Below are 17,773 nucleotides of genomic sequence, written 5' to 3'. Positions count from 1 at the left end.
TCGGGTTGGTTTTCACCCCATTCTCGCCAGAAATCCCGTGTGCCGCTGGCTGGTGGAATGGCGGGGCAGTCCAGCTTTATTCGAGTTGGCAGCAACACCGCATCACCGTAACCGTACACCAAAACCATTGTAGGCGCAGGTTTTAGGCTATTGGGTTTACCTTGCTTCCCAATGGAGAACCCTATGAATCGAGCCGAAACCGCGAAGCTTTGGACGGAGCGTCTGCAACGATTTGAGCAAGCTCAGATGACGGTCGCTCAATTCTGTTCCGCCGAAGGTGTTTCGCAGCCGTCTTTCTACAACTGGAAACGCAAGCTGCGGTCGACGCGGGATCCGAAAGTCCCCGTCGTGGCCAAGTTTGTGCCCGTCTCGTTTCAAGCCACACCGGATCGCCCCGCTCCCGCAGCCAATCTCGCGAACGCGACGATTGAACTTCCCGGTGGCATCCGCATTCGTATCGAAGTGCCAACTGATTCTCAGCCGAATCCACTGCGCAAGGATCAACCATGATCGGATTGCCTGATGGCATGCCGATCTATCTGTGCACCGAGCCGGTCGACTTTCGAAAAGGCTTTGATGGTCTGACCGGAATCGTCACCACCTCGTTGGGCAAGAGCGTCACCGACGGTTCGCTGTTTCTGTTTGTCAATCGAAAGCGAGACCGCATCAAAGCCCTCTGGTGGGAGACTGGTGGATTGACCTTGTGGTACAGGCGACTCGAGCAAGGCACCGTCGAGCTGCCAACGCCTCCCTGTGATCAAACGCACGTCACGATCGATTCGGTCGAACTGGCCATGTGGATCGCAGGCGTCTCACTGAAATCGGCCAAGACAAGACGCAAGCGAATGGTGGCGTAGGGCCGTCTGGCCGGCCAGTTCCACTTCGCATCAATCAGTTCCACTTCGCATCAACCGGCTTCGTGAGAACATTCTCGCGGGGCCGGTTTTCTTTTGGACTTTCGTGGGGACGCACTTGCGCTTTTGGTGGCGAACTTTATAATGTCGCCATCATGGATCCCAAACCACTCCCCGCCGACCTCGATGCTGCTCATGCGTTGATTCAAAAACAAGCCGTCGCACTGGAGTTGAAAGACAAGCTGATTGAGGAACAAGCCCACAGCGTCTTAGAACTTAAGTCCGACCGTGACAAACTCGACGAGAAGAACATCGAGCTGAACCTGACGATCGAGAAACTTCTCAAGCAACTTTTTGGTCGCAAGAGTGAGCGACGCATCGACTGTGACGGCCAGCTGCATTTCGACTTGGGCGAAGAGCCCACGCCCGAAGTCATCAGCGCACTCGAAGAAGCGATCTGCGACGCTCGACAAATTGTTGACGATGCCGAAGAAGACAAGAAGAAGCGACGACGAAATCGCTCCGCAACCGGCGACCGCAAGTTCCCCGAACATTTGCCGCGCTATGAACGCATCGTCGATGTGCCCGAAGGAAAACGCGAAGGCTTGACCCTGATCGGCTATGACGAAGTTGAAACGCTGGAGTGGGTTCCCGCGGATCTCAAAGTCCGACTAACCAAGTATGCCAAATACGTCCACCCAACCGACAAAGCGCAAGGCATCGTCAGCCCCGAGCGGCCCACGGGCCTCGTCGAATGGGATCGCTTCGACGCCTCGATCGGTGTCGAGGTGGTGGCCTGGAAGTACTTCTATCACCTGCCGTTCTATCGTCAACAAGACATGTTCGGGGCCAGCGGCTGGACGCCCAGTCGCAGCACACTGCAGAACATCGAAACGGCCGTCGAGTTCGCCCTGCGTCCGCTCGCCGAGCACTTGCAGTGCATTCTGAAACAAGATCCCACCGTTGGCTGTGATGACACCGGCGTGCTGTTGATTACGCCCGCCGCGATGCCGGACTTATCGGATCACCCGCGCGGTAAACGTATCACCGAGGTCCTCGAGAAGGCGATGACCACAGGCAAGCCAAGCATCAAAGCGAACTTCTGGGGCTACTACGCTTCACGGCTTCCGGTTGTCGCTTTCGACTTCACGGTTAGCCGTCACCGTGATGGTCCGGACGACGTGCTGAGTGACTTTGAAGGTAACCTGATTGGCGACTGTTGGTCGGGATTTCAGAAGATCCAAATACGAAGCGACTCGCGAATCACTTTCGCAGCGTGCTGGGCACATGCGCGTCGCAAGATCGACGAGTGCCGCAGTGCGTTCCCGATCCAAGTGGCGAAACTTGAGTCGTTGATTGGAAATCTTTACGACGTGGAGGATCAATGCAAACACCTTACTGCGCCGGAGCAACTTTCGCGACGCCAAAGCCTGTCACGTCATGTTCTGGATCAGATCGAAGCCTATCTTTCCAGTGAAGCGATGCAGTCACCGAAGGTGCTTCCCAAGAGCAACCTTGGGATGGCGGCGGCCTACGTCCGTCGGCACTGGGAGGCACTCCATCGTTTTACCGAAGATGTATCGATCCCGCTGGACAACAACGACTGCGAGCAGTTGATGAAGCGGGTGGCGACGGGTCGCAAGAACTGGATGTTCAAAGGCTCGGTGGCCGCGGGCGAACGGGCTGCAAACTTAATGACAATCATCGGGAGCGCGATCCGCAACAACTTGGACGTGCGAGCGTACTTGGATGATGTCCTGCGGCGTGCGCTATCCGGCGAAACCGACTGGCAATCAATGACGCCCCATGCCTGGAAGGCAGAACATCCCGAATCGATCCGGCAATACCGCGACGACGAACGTCGCCAAGCCGCCGACCGCAAGAAAACTCGCCGCGCCCGCCGCCGAACCCGCAAAAAGTAACCAACCCCAAGCGCCCAACTGGTGCTGGTGTACGGTTACGGTGATGCATCGGTATCCAATGTCCGGCTTCACGCTCGACTCAAAGCAGGAGCAATATGAGTGAATCATACGAGCAAGGATTATCCCGGAGGACGGCTTTTACTGCGATTCTTCCGTCTCCGGATGGAGTTGGGCGTGTCGTTGTTCATCGCCATTCAATTGAAGTAGCTGATAAATCACGCGTTTTGATCTGCATGCGTATACGTACTGCTTGAAACTTCCCCAGTGGACCTTGAAAAACTTCGATGCTGTTGCGGGGGAACAACTAGCACGTTTGCAAAGTTCTTTGAAGCGAATCGGCTCGTGGTTTAGGCCAAGGCTGCGATCGTATTCGTGATGGTCCGACAACGCTCTAATCAAAAAGAGTTCTTTGGATTCGTTACTTCGAACTGTTAACGCTATTCGGTTTGTTCTTCTGAGCTTACGGCCATTGAGATTCGACGTCGAACCCTTTGCAGAGTCCATCGCGTCGGCGTCCGGGGCTTCGTGAACAATGGTCTTTTCGAAGTCTTTTACTACTGAATTGACGACAGAATCCATTCTCGGCCAGCGATCAGAAATCGTGGCCTCGTCAACAAGTCTGTCTATCTGCTCCATGACTTTCTTTGATGCAGCATCCTGGTGGTCGATATTTCCCAGGCATTCGCCGCCATTCTTCCGACGTGAATCCCAGAAGATGGCACTAGCAAAACACCGTATCGGCAAAGAAACGTCCTCATCGCCGTGCGGAAGTTTGATGTCCCATCGGGGGTCAGACTCAAGAGCTTTCATCTTCTCTATGTACTCATCTCCGCGATCCAGAACATCCGATCCCTTCAAGCATCCCTCTTCATGAGTTGCAGCGAGTGTCGCGATGAACCTTTCGCTTTCTGATTCGCAGGATGAGGCTTCAGCAACCTGCTCGACCCTAGCCTTTTTAGCTTTGCTAAACCGTGCCAGTGTGTTCGTTACTTCGGGATTATCGAAGAGGGCATGAACCGCCTGCATGCCACCAGCCTGTTGAGCGTCAACTAGCCTTGCAAACAATTCTTCACTCTCTGAATCATCCCGCAGAGGATGAGCTGCAGCCGTGCTTCCAGCCTCCGACGTTCCAACTTGTGTCGCCAGAAATTGTTCTATTTCAGGATTGTTGAGCAGGTCGTGAACAGCCCGTTTGCCGCCCGCCCTAATTGCATCAGTGATTTTTGCCGAGTTCTCCGCCTCCAGTGCGAATAGAGCCTCGGCATGGTCCTTCATCCATTCAAAATGCACAGCAGATTTTGTTCGAACGAAATCTCTGAATCCTGGCTGGTTCAGGGCCATCTGAAGTCTTGATTCTGCTTTGTCTAACTCCGCAACTGCCCGAAGTTGTGCGTTCTGATTCATGAGCGTCGAATGATCCTTCCTGATAGGGGATAGAACAGCTATTCAAGTGCAAGTAGCCAAGCCGCATGTTTCTGGGACCAAATGGCTGAAAAGTTTTTGCCCATTTTAATAGCTCCTCTATCACTTCCAAGCGGTTTACCAGATTGACACGCTTGACGCTGCGATAAGCGATTAGTCCCACTGACGTTCCGGTTCATTTGCCCTCCTCGTAAAGCGGAGGCTTTACATAGCCCATTAGTGGCGCTCATGTCACCGATGATACTTGGGTGACAGCATCGCGATGCCGGGCAGTACAGAAGCAGATCCCAGCTCATCGGCGTAGGTACGCAGGGACGCAGGGACGTAAATTCTCGCTCTATGAGGAGTTGCGTCGCTGAACCGTCGTCGGCAAGAACGCAGTCAGGGATCAGCGATGTGGGAATCCGACACCTTGGTCCGCTTGGCGGTCGAAGTCGTCGCGGTTCAGAACCGGGACGGCCACGGTGTCGCCTGAAGGGTGCCAGATAGTCTGCCTTTGATCAGCTCGATAGGAGGCCCCACAGAACCATCACGACAGTAGTGATGGACAAGCAGATCGCCCAAAGTGCACACAGACCGGCTGCCCTTGAATTTGCCGTCGCTTTTTCACTTGGCAATGAGTCGTCCATCCGACGGTCGGGGTCAGCTGGCGAACGGTAGGGGTTCTCACGAGTCATTCGCCGTCGTCGATTGGAAATTGCGACTGGTGCCAGTCGCCGTAGGTTTGGCGGGTGTCGCAAGTCTTCCAGCCCGTCCGACCGTTCGTGTTGACGGCGGCGACGATCGCTGCACCCGCGCTAGGGCTAGTGAGATAGACGTCTTCGGTGAATCGCAGCAGCCCTTTGGCAGGGATCTCAACCAGTTTCTTCTCATCCACTAGCTGCGCCCTCAAATTTCGATAACTCGTCCAACTCGCCCACGGCTTAAGGGTCGCGGTGGAACCTTTCAACACGACAAATTCACCGTTAATCTCCTGGGCTTTGGCAGTTGCTTCGCCTGAGGAGAACTCAAATACCGGTGAAGCATCAGATGGATCGACGCTCCCATTCGTCGTCGGCCTGACAGTAGGCTTCGGCTTCAGAAATGAAAACCCAAGTACTGGTAGTACCAACTCAATGTGCTCGAGAAACCCTTCCATGTCTGCGACGTCTGCTTCCGGCATTGGTGGCAGCGGCGGCGCGGTTCCATTGTGGATCTTTGCTCGTCCCGCTGCGTAACCCATCGAGATCAGGCGACTTTCCAGGTATCGAACGTGAGCCTTGGTTAGATTTAAGTCCTTGCTGATTACCGCGACGCAGCGTGTCCAAAACTCTTTCTTCTCATCCCTGTCATGCGATGCTAGACGCTTGAAAACGTTGTCGCCTTCGCCGACGTAGACAACCTCACCAATCGGATTCTCTGGATCCGGTCCGGCCAGAATGTAGATGCCTGTTCGCGTAATCTCTTCTCGTTTCGCAAGCTCCGCCAATTTGGTTCGAGCCGAAACCAGCATCTTGCCGCTCCAGTTCATTACTTCGGCCGTGAGTAGGCCCGATGCTTCACCGTCGACGAGAAAGATGCGTATAGATCGTCCGTTCAACTTTAGAATTCCATTATTGTTGGCGTTTGTGGGTTCGCTTCGAGGGAAGCATAGTGTACGTGTTGGCAAAAAACATCTATCACAGTCACTCTTGGTCTCGTCCTGTCAGCAAGAATTCAAGACGGTCGGCCTCGATCGCAATGGTTCGGAGATAGAACTGAAACTCTTCCGGCGTGAGCCCAGAAGCCGGCACGCGGCACTCAGCAATCAATCGGTTCTTTCGGTCTATGCGGAACGCGACCAATGTTACGCTTCTGTTCCGCTCCCAAATTGTTAACGGCAAGGTAGGCAACGAGTTGACGACCGCTTGTTTCACAACGAAAGCTCGAAGCACGAGTTCGCTGTTCTTCTCAATCACTTCGACGCGATGCTTACGACCGTCACGAAGCGATACTTCAACTTGGCTACCTTCGATGCTGAAGTCTGCTGGCTTTGACATCTGAACCCAATCAGTCGTCATGGGACACCTCCTTGCGAAGTTCTTCTCGAAACTTGTCCAGCGACTCATCTCGTCCCGGCAGAAGCTCCAGCTCAAGCGTATCTGCATCATGCACTACTCGAGAAATCAGATCTGCCACCCGCTTTCGATTCACCGAATCATCGCCGCCCAGAAGCACTTCACCTTCGGTCGTCAAATCGTAGCTGCGATCGTCTTTACTAACGATTGCCCCAATCTTCATCGGACTGATAGACGCGGCTTGCAGAACCGCCTCCATCTCGCATCCGGGATCAACGCGTCCAACTGGACTAATGCACCGGACGCATGGGAAATGGTCGATGGAGTCAAGGACAAGAGTAAAAGGCTGAATGCGTTGCTTCAGCTTCGCTGTCCCCATTAGCACACCTGCCGCAACCACTGGCTCCCATTGAATGGCCAAGCCCGAAAGCTCATGGCTCGCGAACTCTTTAAATTGTTCGTGAATTTGTGTCTGAATACGATTGGTTGCGGCTAGCGTTTCTCGAGTTCCGATCAAATGTGTTTTTTGGACGGGAAACGCAGTTTTCAATCGACCCCGAATCTGCTCCGGAGGCTTCCGTGATTTTGCAAATTCATCGCTCGTATTGATCGTTCGTTGTTCCGTTTTGGCGACAGTAAGACCTTCATGCATAAGCCGCAAGAACACGTTCATACGATCCAGCACTCGATGGACCTGAAAAACTTCCACTGTGTCTTCTAAGTGGGGAAAGAAAACCTGCAGTTTCTCGTCGCCGCCAAGCCGATCTACTTGCAAGTCGGAAAGGCGACGATCCGAATGAGATCGAACACGATCAATTCGCCCAATCCGTTGCTCCATCGAAGACGGAGTCCACGATATCCCGTAGTGATGTATTGACGAACAGAACGTGTGGAGGTCTTCACCCTCTTGCAGCAGATCCGTTGAAAACAGTACCAGCGGATAACCTGGCATGCGAAATTGACGGACCAACGTTTCATTCACTTTTCCTGACATCCCGCCTACAGGCTGTTGGCGACCCAGAAGAACGCCAAAGTCCCGTGCCGCATCATCGACATGCTGGTCACGAATGTCTGGAGCGTTGACATCGACGATCAAGTCAAAGTTTGCCGCAACATCGGCCAATTCATCGAATGCTCGCCAGCCCCGAGCTTTCCGATCCGTCATCCGCTGTTGTTCGAGAAGATCGAGGTATTCAGTCACTTGGTCCGTGTTGGACGGCAAGTCATCGTCGGATCCGCGTTGCTGAGATCGTTGATCGAGACTTTCCAAACGAGCCGCGATTAAGACGTACAGATCAATAAACGCGTGACCCAATCGAGCGACCGATGCAAACATACTGCCCCGCCACTCACGTTTGCGAAACCGCATTGTGGGGCAATCGTCAACTGGCTCAGGCCACAGAGCAGCTCGAAGTTCCGGTCTGTGACGCAACTTGGTAAAGAACGTTTCGACGGCAAGCAATCCTTCGATGTCAGACGCCTGCGCCGCAGGGTTGGCGTGAATTTGCCGTTCAAAACGTTCGTGCCAAGCAACGCGAGCATCCTCTTGGAAATCGCACTTCTTATCCTTTAGCAATTCAATCGCCGCAGCCTGGACGGCGTCAAAGCGATCGGCGCGAGTTTGCTTTTTCGCCGCGCCGCTTAGGAATCTACCGGCCGCTTTTTGAAGCACCTCTCGAAGCGATGTTGGCGTCAACCCAAGCAATTCGCAGAGTTTAGTTTCGACCACAGCGGGTTCGCACCTAAGAACATCTGCTACGTAATTGTCGGCAAAGAATGTTGCCAACACGGTACCGCGTTGAATAAACCGGCGTTGGATATTCGCGCCGCTGATGACGTTCGCCGGCCCTTCGCCACGAAAGAACCAGGCAAAAAACGTATCCAATCCTCCGGAATCCGAATCCTTGCCACGGTCCGAAGGGGCATCAGCGGAGGAATCAAGTTGTTTGGCTCCTGCAGCGAGCCGCTGCTGTCGAAAAGTCTCGAACAGTGACTCCAACGGTTCCTGCATCCGCTGAGGCAGTTCGGCTCGTAGACGATTCATCAACCATTCGTTATAGCGGTCATCCAGTTTTCGTTTTAACTCCTTAACGGAGGCGACCCGGCGGACAAATACAAGAGCCTTCTCCCCGGTATCCCAGCATTGCGAAAGCGATTCGACCAACGCATCCATTTTAGGATGCGGTAACTCCGCATGAAACTTGCTACGGTAGGAACGTGCCAGGCGGTTGATGTTGTTGACATCGACACCTTCTTTCTCCATTGCGTTTTCAGTCTGGTCCGAGTCATCAAAGTTGCTTGTCTCGTCGTCCTCTCGTTTTAGCTTGGCGGTTTCAAGAAAGCTCTCGAACGACGCAAGCATCCCAATTTGAAATGATGAATTGAATCGCTCGTGTCCCAGCAACTCGGTGACCTTCTTCTGAACTAACGCCACGACCATTCGTTGCTTCGGATCCTCGACTCGGATCGGTTCGTCATGCGAGGCGACGCCACCCCGTCGCCACTCACGCCGGTATTCGTTCTTGGTCAACTCGTCCGTGCCAATTCGCACTGACGTCACCCGCCGAATCAAAAATTCTGATGCAACAGCCTTTCGCTCTTCATCGCTGATTTTCTTGTCCAAGAGTTTTTTGTATGGGCCGGCTTTTCCGAAGACATCCAGTTGGTTCCAAAGCTGCTGATAGGTCTCTTCGACTGGCGTTGCAGATAGAAACAAGACGCGTGTTGCTCGCGACGTGTACCCCGGAAAAAGTTTCGAGTCAATCTCGGCGCTCGGATGTCCCATCGCCAAAGCTAACAAGCGGTTACGAGAGGAAACGCTTTCCCCATAGCCATGCTTTAGGTTGTGAGCTTCGTCGACAATCACAAGATCAAACGCAGGTAGAACGCAGCACAGCGCCTTCGCGAAATTGTCTTTGAAAGCTTCCTTGCTGCGGAGATCGAAGATTTCATTGCGAAGCCAGGGAACACTGGATCGAAATGCGTCTCGAATCTTCTCGCCCCGTTCTCGATTTACAGCATGCTTGCCTGTGATCGGAAAACTGAAACTCGTCATCTTGGCGAAGAAATCGCGATTCGGATCCGCCGTTACCTCGTGCACCAGATCATGCAAATTGCTACAGGAAACAAGCGGACGTGCCGGAGATCCGTGAAGCGATTTGACTCGCATATCGCAGATGCGGACATTGTTCGCAACGAAGTTTCGCTGTTCCTTAATCCATTTCGATTGGATGTTGCCGCGTGGGGCGAGCACAAGAACGCGAAAGCCGGGATTGAAATGGCGAAATAGAGCCAGGGCTCCGAGTGCAACGTATGTTTTTCCCATCCCGACTTCGTCGGCCAGGTAGGCAACACCGTGGGACTGCAGCATGTTGTGAATTGCAACAGCTCCTTCGAGCTGTTCGTCTGCTCTTGCTCCTGCCCCAATTCGACTCCCAAAGTCGAGCAGTTGTGATGCGACTTTTGTATCAAGCAACGTGTTAGCCATTTGACGCCTCCACCGGTTTTGCTCGCTTCAAAAACCATTTGTCGAACCACGACAGGAATTCACCGAAGTCGCCGCCATTCTCTTTCAGCAACCGATCACGGACCGATTCCAATTCGGTAAACCGCCCCAAGAGTTTCTTTGCATTCTCAGCCTGCTCGCTCCAATACTCCGGGTGGTCTTTCCCAATCTCAGTGCATAGTTGCTTGCAACACATCAAAATGACATATCCGTCGACGGCGTCCAGCGTTTCTCGCTGCGCTGAGATGCGATCAAGGAGCGTTCCAAGCGAATCGTACCGGCGACCAAATAAGCGATAGTTTGCCTGTCGCTTCAGTTTATCATCCTTGTCGTCGAGCGACTTTCGGACGGCACGTTCCAGGCAGCCAAACGCGTGGAAAAATCCTGCGAACCGATCGAAAAGCGTATCGTTGTCCAAGGCGATTTTGGCTCGAACCACCAGATCATCGCCGGTTCCGTTCCCCGCCAAATCAGTAGCTCGTGTTTCTATGAATGCTGCACGTTGCTCAGCACTTAACAACGACCAATATCGCAGAATGTCCGCCGTCGACAGTTGCAACAGCAACGACGGTTTGTGCGACATCCCCTCTTCTTGAATGAGAACGAATGCCGGTTTGTCGCCGTCGCCGTGAACCTCCACCAACGAAGTGTTACGAAGCGAGCTCGCGATCGCGGAGGCTACCCCTTCCTCTAGCTCAGTCCATTCTCGTGGAGCGAGCGGGCTGATTTTTCCGATCGCCACGTTCCGATCGGCTATTCGCAATTCCGGCGAGGTTACTTTGTGATCCCAGAACGCCGATGCTCTCTCTGTGTCCCAGTTGTACCGCAAATTCAGCGGCGAGCTTACATCGCTGGCCCCGTCGTCTTCACCGCGAACCGCGAACTCAGTTGGCGTTTTTGAATCTGGGCTCAACCAAAAGTAGGGTCGGCGCGGAGTCGGAACTTCGACCAAGAAGCCGCTTTCTACGTTTCCGTCTTTCTGATGGGCGCTACGCGTCAGATTAGGTGACCCAAGGAAGGAAATCTCACGCTTGGGACTCTGCGTGAAGAAGCGATAGATTTTGGCATGGACAAACCTTTCGCCTGCCTCTTCACGCGATCCCCGTCGCATGATGTCCTTGGGGAGGCGTCCCCAACCAACGTTTAGCAGCTCTCCGACCGATTCAAACAGCTCTTTTCGCACGAGCGCTTCGCCGGAACCACTTCGCGGCAAGAATACACGGACTTCTTTCGGATCGAACAACCGGATCAATTCATTCAGCGGCTGACACTCCTCGGCATCATCAAAATAGGGCGAGATGATTTCTAAATAGCAGCCTTGCATTTGATTGCCGATATGCCCGCTGAGAAACTCAGGCAGGCTTTCGCCTCCTCGGTAGAAGTGCGACAGCAATTCGCCACCGACCGACCGCTGTTTTCGTTGTTCGCTAGCTCGGAGGAACGTTAGGACATCGTCGATCGCAGCATGTCTGGTCTGGTCGGGGCTGCGTCGTTTGATGGACTGCAAGAATTTGGTCAGTTGATCCTTCAATCGCGTCTTGTCGCCTTCTGCGATTTCCTCAACGTGGCAGCATTCGATATTCTCCCACCAACCCGATCGCGTCAAATTTGCCGACAAGCAAGCAACCAGCAACGTTAGCGGATGGAAGCCGCCCTCGTCCGCTTCCTCGTCCTCTACCAGTAACAACACGTTCTTTGGGTGGAAAATGGCGTTGTGCTGGATCGGTACGTAGCGGACATCCAATTTCGCGGATCCCGCATCGCCCACGACCAGACCGCCGGCGTCGTAATACACGGCGATCTCGCCGGCGAGATCGCGAATCATGTCTTCCAACTGCAACAGCCGAACGGGCGAAGCGTGGCTAAGGCCAATGTCAAAGAACGCGGGCAGCACTTCTTGCTCAAAGAATCCTGGATCGAATTGGTAAGTCATCAGCACCGCTGAACGCAGGCGACGCCCTTCCATCCGAAGCTGAAAGTGGTCCGACAATGCCTCACGGGGAATCTTAGTCACTGGACTTCTCCCTCAAAACACGAACGACACTACGCAGCGAGTCCAAGAAATAGGGGAAACGCCAAAGCTCGCCAAGCTTGTCTTCGTCGGGCAGTTTTCCGTTCTCATCTTTAAATCGCACGTTCAATTTGCCACGATTCTTTTCAACCCATGCCGCGCCTCCACGTGTTGTCATCACGCTTGCGTTCTGCTGCATAAGTTGCTCGACAACATCTGCAAAACGACCGCTCGACAACGCATGTCCAATCGCAACCCACCGATCTCCGACCGATGAGTCACCCCCACTCCACTGTCCGTGCATCCCATCGAGCACGCCGGGTTCAATCGTCGTCAGGCCGCGGCCCCATTGTTTCTCAACCGCGCCAGCGATCTCTTTGATTGTTTGGCCATCCGAGCCCAACAGATAGTTAAACAGAAGCGAAGATGGCGCGAGCACGGACTCGGTGATTCGGATGCGTTCCAGATCTGTCGCCAATGGTTGCCATTGATCACCGCGACTAGACGCAGCTTTCACCAGATGCCGCATCGTCGCGGGAGTCCACTTGAACGACGAATCGCTTAAAGAGTCCGCAAGTAACGATGCGAGTTGACGTTGCCGCCCTTCGGTTGCGTCCGTTGGCCCACCCTCAACTAAATGTTCGTAAAAGAACTCTCGCTCTGCTTTGCGAATGTTTTGCTTCAGGAATTGCCCCGCCGCGACGACCGGCGCATCAGGTTTCTTCACGTCGAACCGAGTCGACTTCGCCTTGAGTAACGTAACAATTCGACTTGCGTCCTTACCTGCACCGGCTTTGGTCAGGATCGGCAAACAGTGCGTCTGAACGAAATCCATCGCGACCGGCGTTAAACGCGTTGGGCTTCCGTTGACCAAACCCGAGGCTCGCGATGGCATCGTGTATAGGCCCCACAGGCCGTAGATCTTTTGGTTCGCAAGAATCTGGTGACTACGTTCATCCGACAAAGTAACCCGGTTACTCTCGCTAAGATTTCGTTTCACACGCTCGGTTCCACGAAAGCTGAAATCGCCATTGACGCTGGCTCGCGAGTACGCCGCTAACTGCTCCCATTTCAAAAACGTCGCCAATTTCGAACCCGGCCCCAGCTCGTCGGCAAGCTGTTCGGCAAAGTAATAGCCCAACAGTAACGTCGAAAAATCACGAACCGAGTTGCTAACCGTTGTCAGGTTGCCGACCACATGACGCCCCATCCGCGTCCAAACCTGCTGAATCCCGAGCGGGTCACGAGAACCCTTGACGGCAGCCCGCGAGTCGAGATCGGTAAGGTAGGGGACTTTTAGCATCGTGTTTCCAAGTGGGCATTCATCGCCGTGACAAGCCGTGTCTAGGTTTGGTGAACGGGGGCAACGGCAATACGAGCATTGAGGCAATCATCAGAGAATCGACGCCAATATCTAGATCGTCAGTTCGCGTGTGCAACGAGAGACGAGCGTATCGGAGCTTTGGTAGAGTCAGCGGCTTTTGTCTTGTTTTCTTCGATTGCTGGCGACGCCAATAGGTAACGAATAGAACAATTGGCGTAACCCCTGCTATCGCAACGACGGCGGGAAAGAGCCCAATCACTAGCCAGTCAAACTTTCGTTCCACGCTGCGCCTTTGATTCCGTGATCGCTAATTAGCTGCATCCAGTGACGCCTCTATTGCATCCAGCGACTGCCTGTCCAATTTGGCAAGTTTCCTAAAAAGTTCCGGACGTTGCCGAATCCGTGTGCGGATCGCAGCCGGCACCTTGTCCGCGAGTAGCAGCAGCTCATCCTCGTCAGCTTTTAGTTCAACGGCCAATGTGTGGATGAACTTCTCCGACGGGTAGTCGCCAAAATGGAGCTTCCCGTTCTCGACTTTGCTGATGTAGGAAACGCTTACGCTCATTCGCGCAGCTAGCTCCGTCTGTGTTAGCGACCGAAGACCTCGCAACTGCCGGACGCGTTCGCCAAAAGCCTCGCTGTCTAATGCAAGCGGACGAACGACGTTTGTTTTCCTGGCTGACATAGAAAAGCTGTCCGTAAAGCACCGCCGAATCTTCGGCTAGTTGTGACGCCCCTCTAATGAGCTTATGCTACTGTCACTTTCAGGTCAAACCTAGGGATCGAGCGTGCTCGGTTCCACTGAATCATGGCAGTGAGGGGAATTTCAGCGATGGAGCTGATCGACAACATTAATTCGCTGCTTGGCGACGATCTTCGGCGAACGATTCGTCCCGGTGCAAAGCTGCGCATTGCTGCGTCGTGCTTTTCGATTTACGCGTTCGAGGCACTTCGGGCAGAACTCGAAAAGATCGACTCTCTGCAGTTCATCTTCACGTCGCCTACCTTCATCCCGAATGATGTCACCGATAGCGGTAAAAAGGTTGCCAGGGAGTATTTCATCCCCAAGGCCGAGCGTGAACGCAATGTCTACGGCACCGAGTTTGAAATCCAGCTCAAGAACAAGCTTACCCAACGTGCAATCGCAAAAGAGTGTGCGGAGTGGATGCGTCGAAAGGCACAGTTCCGATCCAACCGGACCAAAGCCCCGATGCAGCAATTCGCTTGCGTCTCGGGCACGTCAAAGGACGTAGCCAGTGATGCCGTCTACATGCCGCTGCATGGATTCACGGCAGTCGACCTGGGTTATCAAAAAGGCGATGCCGTCTCGAACTTCATCAACAAGGGCGAAGAAGACTCGTTCACCCAGACTTTCATCGGACTATTCGATCAAATCTGGAACGACTCCGAACGTATCGACGAAGTGACCGATCGGCTTTGCGACCACATCGCGTCGATCTATCAGGAAAACTCGCCCGAACGCATCTATTTCCAGATGCTTTACAACATCTTCGCGGAATTCCTCGAAGACGTTTCGGGCGACACGCTACCTAACGAAATGACGGGATACCAAGACACACTCGTCTGGAACAAACTCTTCAACTTCCAGCACGATGCTGCAACGGGAATCATCAACAAGCTTGAAACCTTCAACGGTTGCATCCTTGCTGACAGTGTCGGGCTCGGTAAAACCTTCACCGCCCTTGCCGTCATCAAGTACTACGAACTTCGCAATCGAAGCGTCTTGGTGCTGTGCCCCAAAAAGCTTTCGGACAACTGGCTGACGTTCAACCGCAACGTGAAGACCAATCTGTTCGCGAAAGATCGCTTCAATTACGACGTCCTGTGCCACACCGACCTTGGCCGAACCCGTGGTGAGTCGTTTGGCACTCGGCTCGACCAGGTTAACTGGGGCAACTACGACCTCGTCGTCATCGACGAATCCCACAACTTTCGCAACGCAGATTCATTTTCCGAGAAAGAAACACGCTACGAAAAATTGATGAACGCCGTCATTCGTGCTGGCGTTCAAACCAAAGTGTTGATGCTTTCCGCCACGCCTGTCAACAATCGTTTCAACGACTTGAAGAACCAACTCGCGTTAGCCTATGAGGGCGACTCAGAAGCGATCAATCGCAAGCTGGACACGTCACGTGATATTAGCGAAATCTTCCGTCGGGCTCAGCAAGCGTTCAACTCGTGGACCAAACTACCAGCGGACCAGCGAACCGGCGATGCCATCCTGAAAAGTCTTGACTTCGACTTCTTCAAACTTCTCGATAGCGTCACCATTGCCCGGTCACGGCGCCACATCCAAACGTTCTACGACACCGCCGAGGTTGGAACATTCCCCACACGCTTGCCACCGCAATCGTACCGCTGCCCGCTTACGCATCGCGGCGACGTCCCTAATCTTAACGAGATCTACAACAGCCTCGCGTCGCTTAAGTTGGCCGTGTACGCACCTGTTGCGTACATCCATCCCAGCCGGCTGGCACACTACGCCGAACAGTACGATGTCGACACGCCAACGGGGAACAAGTTCAAGCAGATCGACCGCGAACGCAGTTTGCAGAACTTGATGACCGTCAACCTGCTGAAACGACTGGAGAGCAGCATTGAAGCGTTCCGGATCACTCTGTCAAAACTGCAGCGAAACCATCGTGGTTTGCTGGCCAAAATTGACGAGTTCCAACGAACTGGAAAGTCGATGCAGGTCGCCGATGCGGGCGCGCGTTACGGCGGAGGCGAATACGACGAAGACGAAGTGCTCGATCCGGACGCCGTCACGACCGGCAAGGTGCAAATTCGTCTCGAAGACATGGACCTGCCCTCGTGGCAAGCCGACCTCGGACGCGATCTTGAAATCATCGACGAGCTTCTTGGCGAGATGCAGAAGGTCACGCCCAAGGACGACGCCAAACTGCAGCACCTGCTTGGATACGTGAAAGAGAAGTTCGCTTCGCCGATCAACGCCGGCAATCGCAAGGTGCTTATTTTCACCGCGTTCGCCGACACCTCCGAATACCTCTACGAGCATCTGGCACCCGCCGTCGCTGCCTACGCGGACGCTGCCGCTGGAACGATCAACCACAGCGGCGGTCACACCGCAACCGTCTCAGGCACTTTCCCGCCACGCAGCACAATCGAGGATGCCAACGGTCGGCCACGTCGGTACGACTTCCAGTCCATCCTCACCCTTTTCTCGCCTCGGTCGAAAGAAAAGGCGTTGATCATGCCCGACGAGCCGGCCGAGATCGACGTGCTGATTGGCACCGACTGCATCTCCGAAGGCCAGAACCTGCAGGATTGCGACTGCGTCATCAACTACGACATCCACTGGAACCCCGTCCGAATCATTCAACGCTTCGGACGAGTCGACCGCATCGGATCGCCCAACTCGTGCATCCAATTGGTCAACTACTGGCCCGACATCACCCTCGATGACTACATCAACCTGAAAGAACGTGTCGAGAACCGAATGGTCATCGCCGACATGACCGCCACCGGTGACGACAACGTGCTGTTGGATGGCAACGCCGAAAACAGCGAAGTCGCCTACCGAAAAGAACAACTCCGGCGACTCCAAGACGAAGTCATCGAGATGGAAGACGTCAAAACAGGCGTCTCCATCACCGACCTGGGCCTTAATGACTTCCGAATGGACCTGCTGGCATACGTCAAGGAAACCGGCGACCTTGCCAACGTTCCCAACGGAATGCACAGCGTCGTGCCGGCCGACCCGGATCGTGGTCTGCATCCCGGTGTCATCTTCACGCTACGCAACCGCGATTCCAGTGTGAATGTCGGTGGACACAATCGACTGCATCCCTATTACCTCGTCTATGTCGCCAGCGACGGCAGCGTTGTGATTGACCACACCGAAGTCAAACGACTGCTCGACTTGGCCCGGTCCGCCTGCAAGGGCCGCAATAAGCACGTCGAAGAAGTCTGCAAACCGTTCAACGAAGCGACCGACGATGGCCGCGACATGAAGGTCTACAGCGACCTGCTCGATACCGCAATCAGCAGCATCATCGACCGCAAGGCCGAAACGGACGTCGACAGCCTCTTCTCCGGTGGCCCCACCACGGCGCTCGAAGGTGACATAAAGGGACTGGACGATTTTGAACTCATCACCTTCTTGGTCATCTTTGATCTCGCGGAGAAGAATTGAAACGCGGAGGGGCGGAGAAGCGGAGGTTCGCGGAGAAATGGAGGAACGTTGAGAAAACCAAGGAGACTGTGAAATGACTTAACCGAAGCGATCATCGGGGCGGCGATCGAGGTGCATCGGCGAATTGGTCCCGGGTTGCTTGAAACCGTCTATCGGCGTTGCCTTGCTTGCGAACTAAAGAAACGCGGATTTGAAGTTGTCGAGGAGTTGCCTGTCCCGATTGACTATGACGACCTCCACGACCCATGTGCGTTCCGGGCGGACATCGTTGTCAACGGATTGATCGTTGTCGAACTCAAGGCCAAGCAGGCAATCCACGCAATCGATAAAACCCAGACTCTGTCCCACCTAAGACTCATGAACTTGAATGTCGGATTGCTCATCAACTTCCACGAATCAAAACTGATCGACGGCCTGCACCGCATCGTCAACAACTACCAAGGCCCCAAACCAACATAGTAACTTATCCCTCTACCTCTCACTCTCCCAATCTCTTTTTCTCCGCGCCTCCGCGACTCCGCG

At 54.0% G+C, this 17,773-nt stretch carries 11 protein-coding genes and 1 pseudogene; 5 read left to right on the top strand and 7 right to left on the bottom strand.

From position 1 onward, the window contains the following. Nucleotides 1-183: 183 nt before the first annotated feature. The 3 genes from tnpA (at nt 184) to K227x_RS12200 (ending at nt 2,776) form a co-directional block, all read left to right on the top strand. The gene (gene tnpA / locus K227x_RS12210; protein WP_145167548.1) at nt 184-510 is read left to right on the top strand and encodes an IS66 family insertion sequence element accessory protein TnpA; all 327 of its coding nucleotides are present in this window, start codon (nt 184-186) and stop codon (nt 508-510) included. Next, nucleotides 507-857 carry an IS66 family insertion sequence element accessory protein TnpB gene (gene tnpB, locus K227x_RS12205; protein WP_145167546.1) on the top strand — a complete coding sequence of 117 codons (351 nt, stop codon included), beginning with the start codon at nt 507-509 and terminating at the stop codon, nt 855-857. Before tnpA ends, tnpB begins: the two co-directional genes overlap by 4 nt. Before the next feature lie 152 nt (nt 858-1,009). Further along, complete coding sequence (locus K227x_RS12200) at nt 1,010-2,776, top strand: IS66 family transposase (protein ID WP_145169770.1); 1,767 nt, start codon at nt 1,010-1,012, stop codon at nt 2,774-2,776. Between the two features lie 138 nt (nt 2,777-2,914). Here the strand turns inward: K227x_RS12200 and K227x_RS12195 are convergent, their stop codons facing one another. The 7 genes from K227x_RS12195 to K227x_RS12165 form a co-directional block, all read right to left on the bottom strand. Continuing rightward, nucleotides 2,915-4,180, bottom strand: coding sequence for a hypothetical protein (locus tag K227x_RS12195; RefSeq protein ID WP_145169768.1), 1,266 nt, complete (start codon nt 4,178-4,180; stop codon nt 2,915-2,917). A gap of 691 nt (nt 4,181-4,871) precedes the next feature. After that, nucleotides 4,872-5,777 carry a GIY-YIG nuclease family protein gene (locus K227x_RS12190; protein ID WP_145169766.1) on the bottom strand — a complete coding sequence of 302 codons (906 nt, stop codon included), beginning with the start codon at nt 5,775-5,777 and terminating at the stop codon, nt 4,872-4,874. Nucleotides 5,778-5,862: 85 nt separating this feature from the next. After that, nucleotides 5,863-6,237, bottom strand: coding sequence for a YbjN domain-containing protein (locus tag K227x_RS12185; protein WP_145169764.1), 375 nt, complete (start codon nt 6,235-6,237; stop codon nt 5,863-5,865). Beyond that, nucleotides 6,227-9,604: a DEAD/DEAH box helicase gene (locus K227x_RS12180; RefSeq protein ID WP_218933958.1), complete on the bottom strand. Its 3,378-nt coding sequence runs from the start codon at nt 9,602-9,604 to the stop codon at nt 6,227-6,229. The genes K227x_RS12185 and K227x_RS12180 overlap by 11 nt, the downstream gene beginning before the upstream one ends. Before the next feature lie 109 nt (nt 9,605-9,713). After that, the gene (locus K227x_RS12175) at nt 9,714-11,753 is read right to left on the bottom strand and encodes a phospholipase D-like domain-containing protein (protein WP_145169761.1); all 2,040 of its coding nucleotides are present in this window, start codon (nt 11,751-11,753) and stop codon (nt 9,714-9,716) included. Further along, nucleotides 11,746-13,053 carry a hypothetical protein gene (locus tag K227x_RS12170; protein ID WP_145169759.1) on the bottom strand — a complete coding sequence of 436 codons (1,308 nt, stop codon included), beginning with the start codon at nt 13,051-13,053 and terminating at the stop codon, nt 11,746-11,748. Before K227x_RS12170 ends, K227x_RS12175 begins: the two co-directional genes overlap by 8 nt. Nucleotides 13,054-13,381: 328 nt before the next feature. Next, nucleotides 13,382-13,759: a helix-turn-helix domain-containing protein gene (locus K227x_RS12165; protein WP_145169757.1), complete on the bottom strand. Its 378-nt coding sequence runs from the start codon at nt 13,757-13,759 to the stop codon at nt 13,382-13,384. 147 nt (nt 13,760-13,906) lie between these two features. On the opposite strand from K227x_RS12165, the gene K227x_RS12160 reads away from it, so the two are divergent. Beyond that, nucleotides 13,907-17,251: a helicase-related protein gene (locus K227x_RS12160; RefSeq protein ID WP_145177790.1), complete on the top strand. Its 3,345-nt coding sequence runs from the start codon at nt 13,907-13,909 to the stop codon at nt 17,249-17,251. 84 nt (nt 17,252-17,335) lie between these two features. After that, nucleotides 17,336-17,710, top strand: a pseudogene (locus K227x_RS12155) (GxxExxY protein); the annotation flags it as partial. Nucleotides 17,711-17,773 lie beyond the last annotated feature (63 nt).

It is taken from the genome of Rubripirellula lacrimiformis (genome assembly GCF_007741535.1).
In the GTDB taxonomy this organism is placed as follows: domain Bacteria; phylum Planctomycetota; class Planctomycetia; order Pirellulales; family Pirellulaceae; genus Rubripirellula; species Rubripirellula lacrimiformis.
Note: the sequence above shows the minus strand (reverse complement) of the source record. Positions and strands in the feature narration are given on the sequence as shown.

What these genes read in the sequence shown, in the direction of transcription:
- tnpB (WP_145167546.1), top strand. Translation starts at nt 507, where the DNA reads ATGATCGGATTGCCTGATGGCATGCCGATCTATCTGTGCACCGAGCCG.
- K227x_RS12170 (WP_145169759.1), bottom strand. Translation starts at nt 13,053, where the DNA reads ATGCTAAAAGTCCCCTACCTTACCGATCTCGACTCGCGGGCTGCCGTC.
- K227x_RS12180 (WP_218933958.1), bottom strand. Translation starts at nt 9,604, where the DNA reads ATGCTGCAGTCCCACGGTGTTGCCTACCTGGCCGACGAAGTCGGGATG.
- K227x_RS12200 (WP_145169770.1), top strand. Translation starts at nt 1,010, where the DNA reads ATGGATCCCAAACCACTCCCCGCCGACCTCGATGCTGCTCATGCGTTG.
- K227x_RS12165 (WP_145169757.1), bottom strand. Translation starts at nt 13,759, where the DNA reads ATGTCAGCCAGGAAAACAAACGTCGTTCGTCCGCTTGCATTAGACAGC.
- K227x_RS12185 (WP_145169764.1), bottom strand. Translation starts at nt 6,237, where the DNA reads ATGACGACTGATTGGGTTCAGATGTCAAAGCCAGCAGACTTCAGCATC.
- K227x_RS12160 (WP_145177790.1), top strand. Translation starts at nt 13,907, where the DNA reads ATGGAGCTGATCGACAACATTAATTCGCTGCTTGGCGACGATCTTCGG.
- tnpA (WP_145167548.1), top strand. Translation starts at nt 184, where the DNA reads ATGAATCGAGCCGAAACCGCGAAGCTTTGGACGGAGCGTCTGCAACGA.
- K227x_RS12195 (WP_145169768.1), bottom strand. Translation starts at nt 4,180, where the DNA reads ATGAATCAGAACGCACAACTTCGGGCAGTTGCGGAGTTAGACAAAGCA.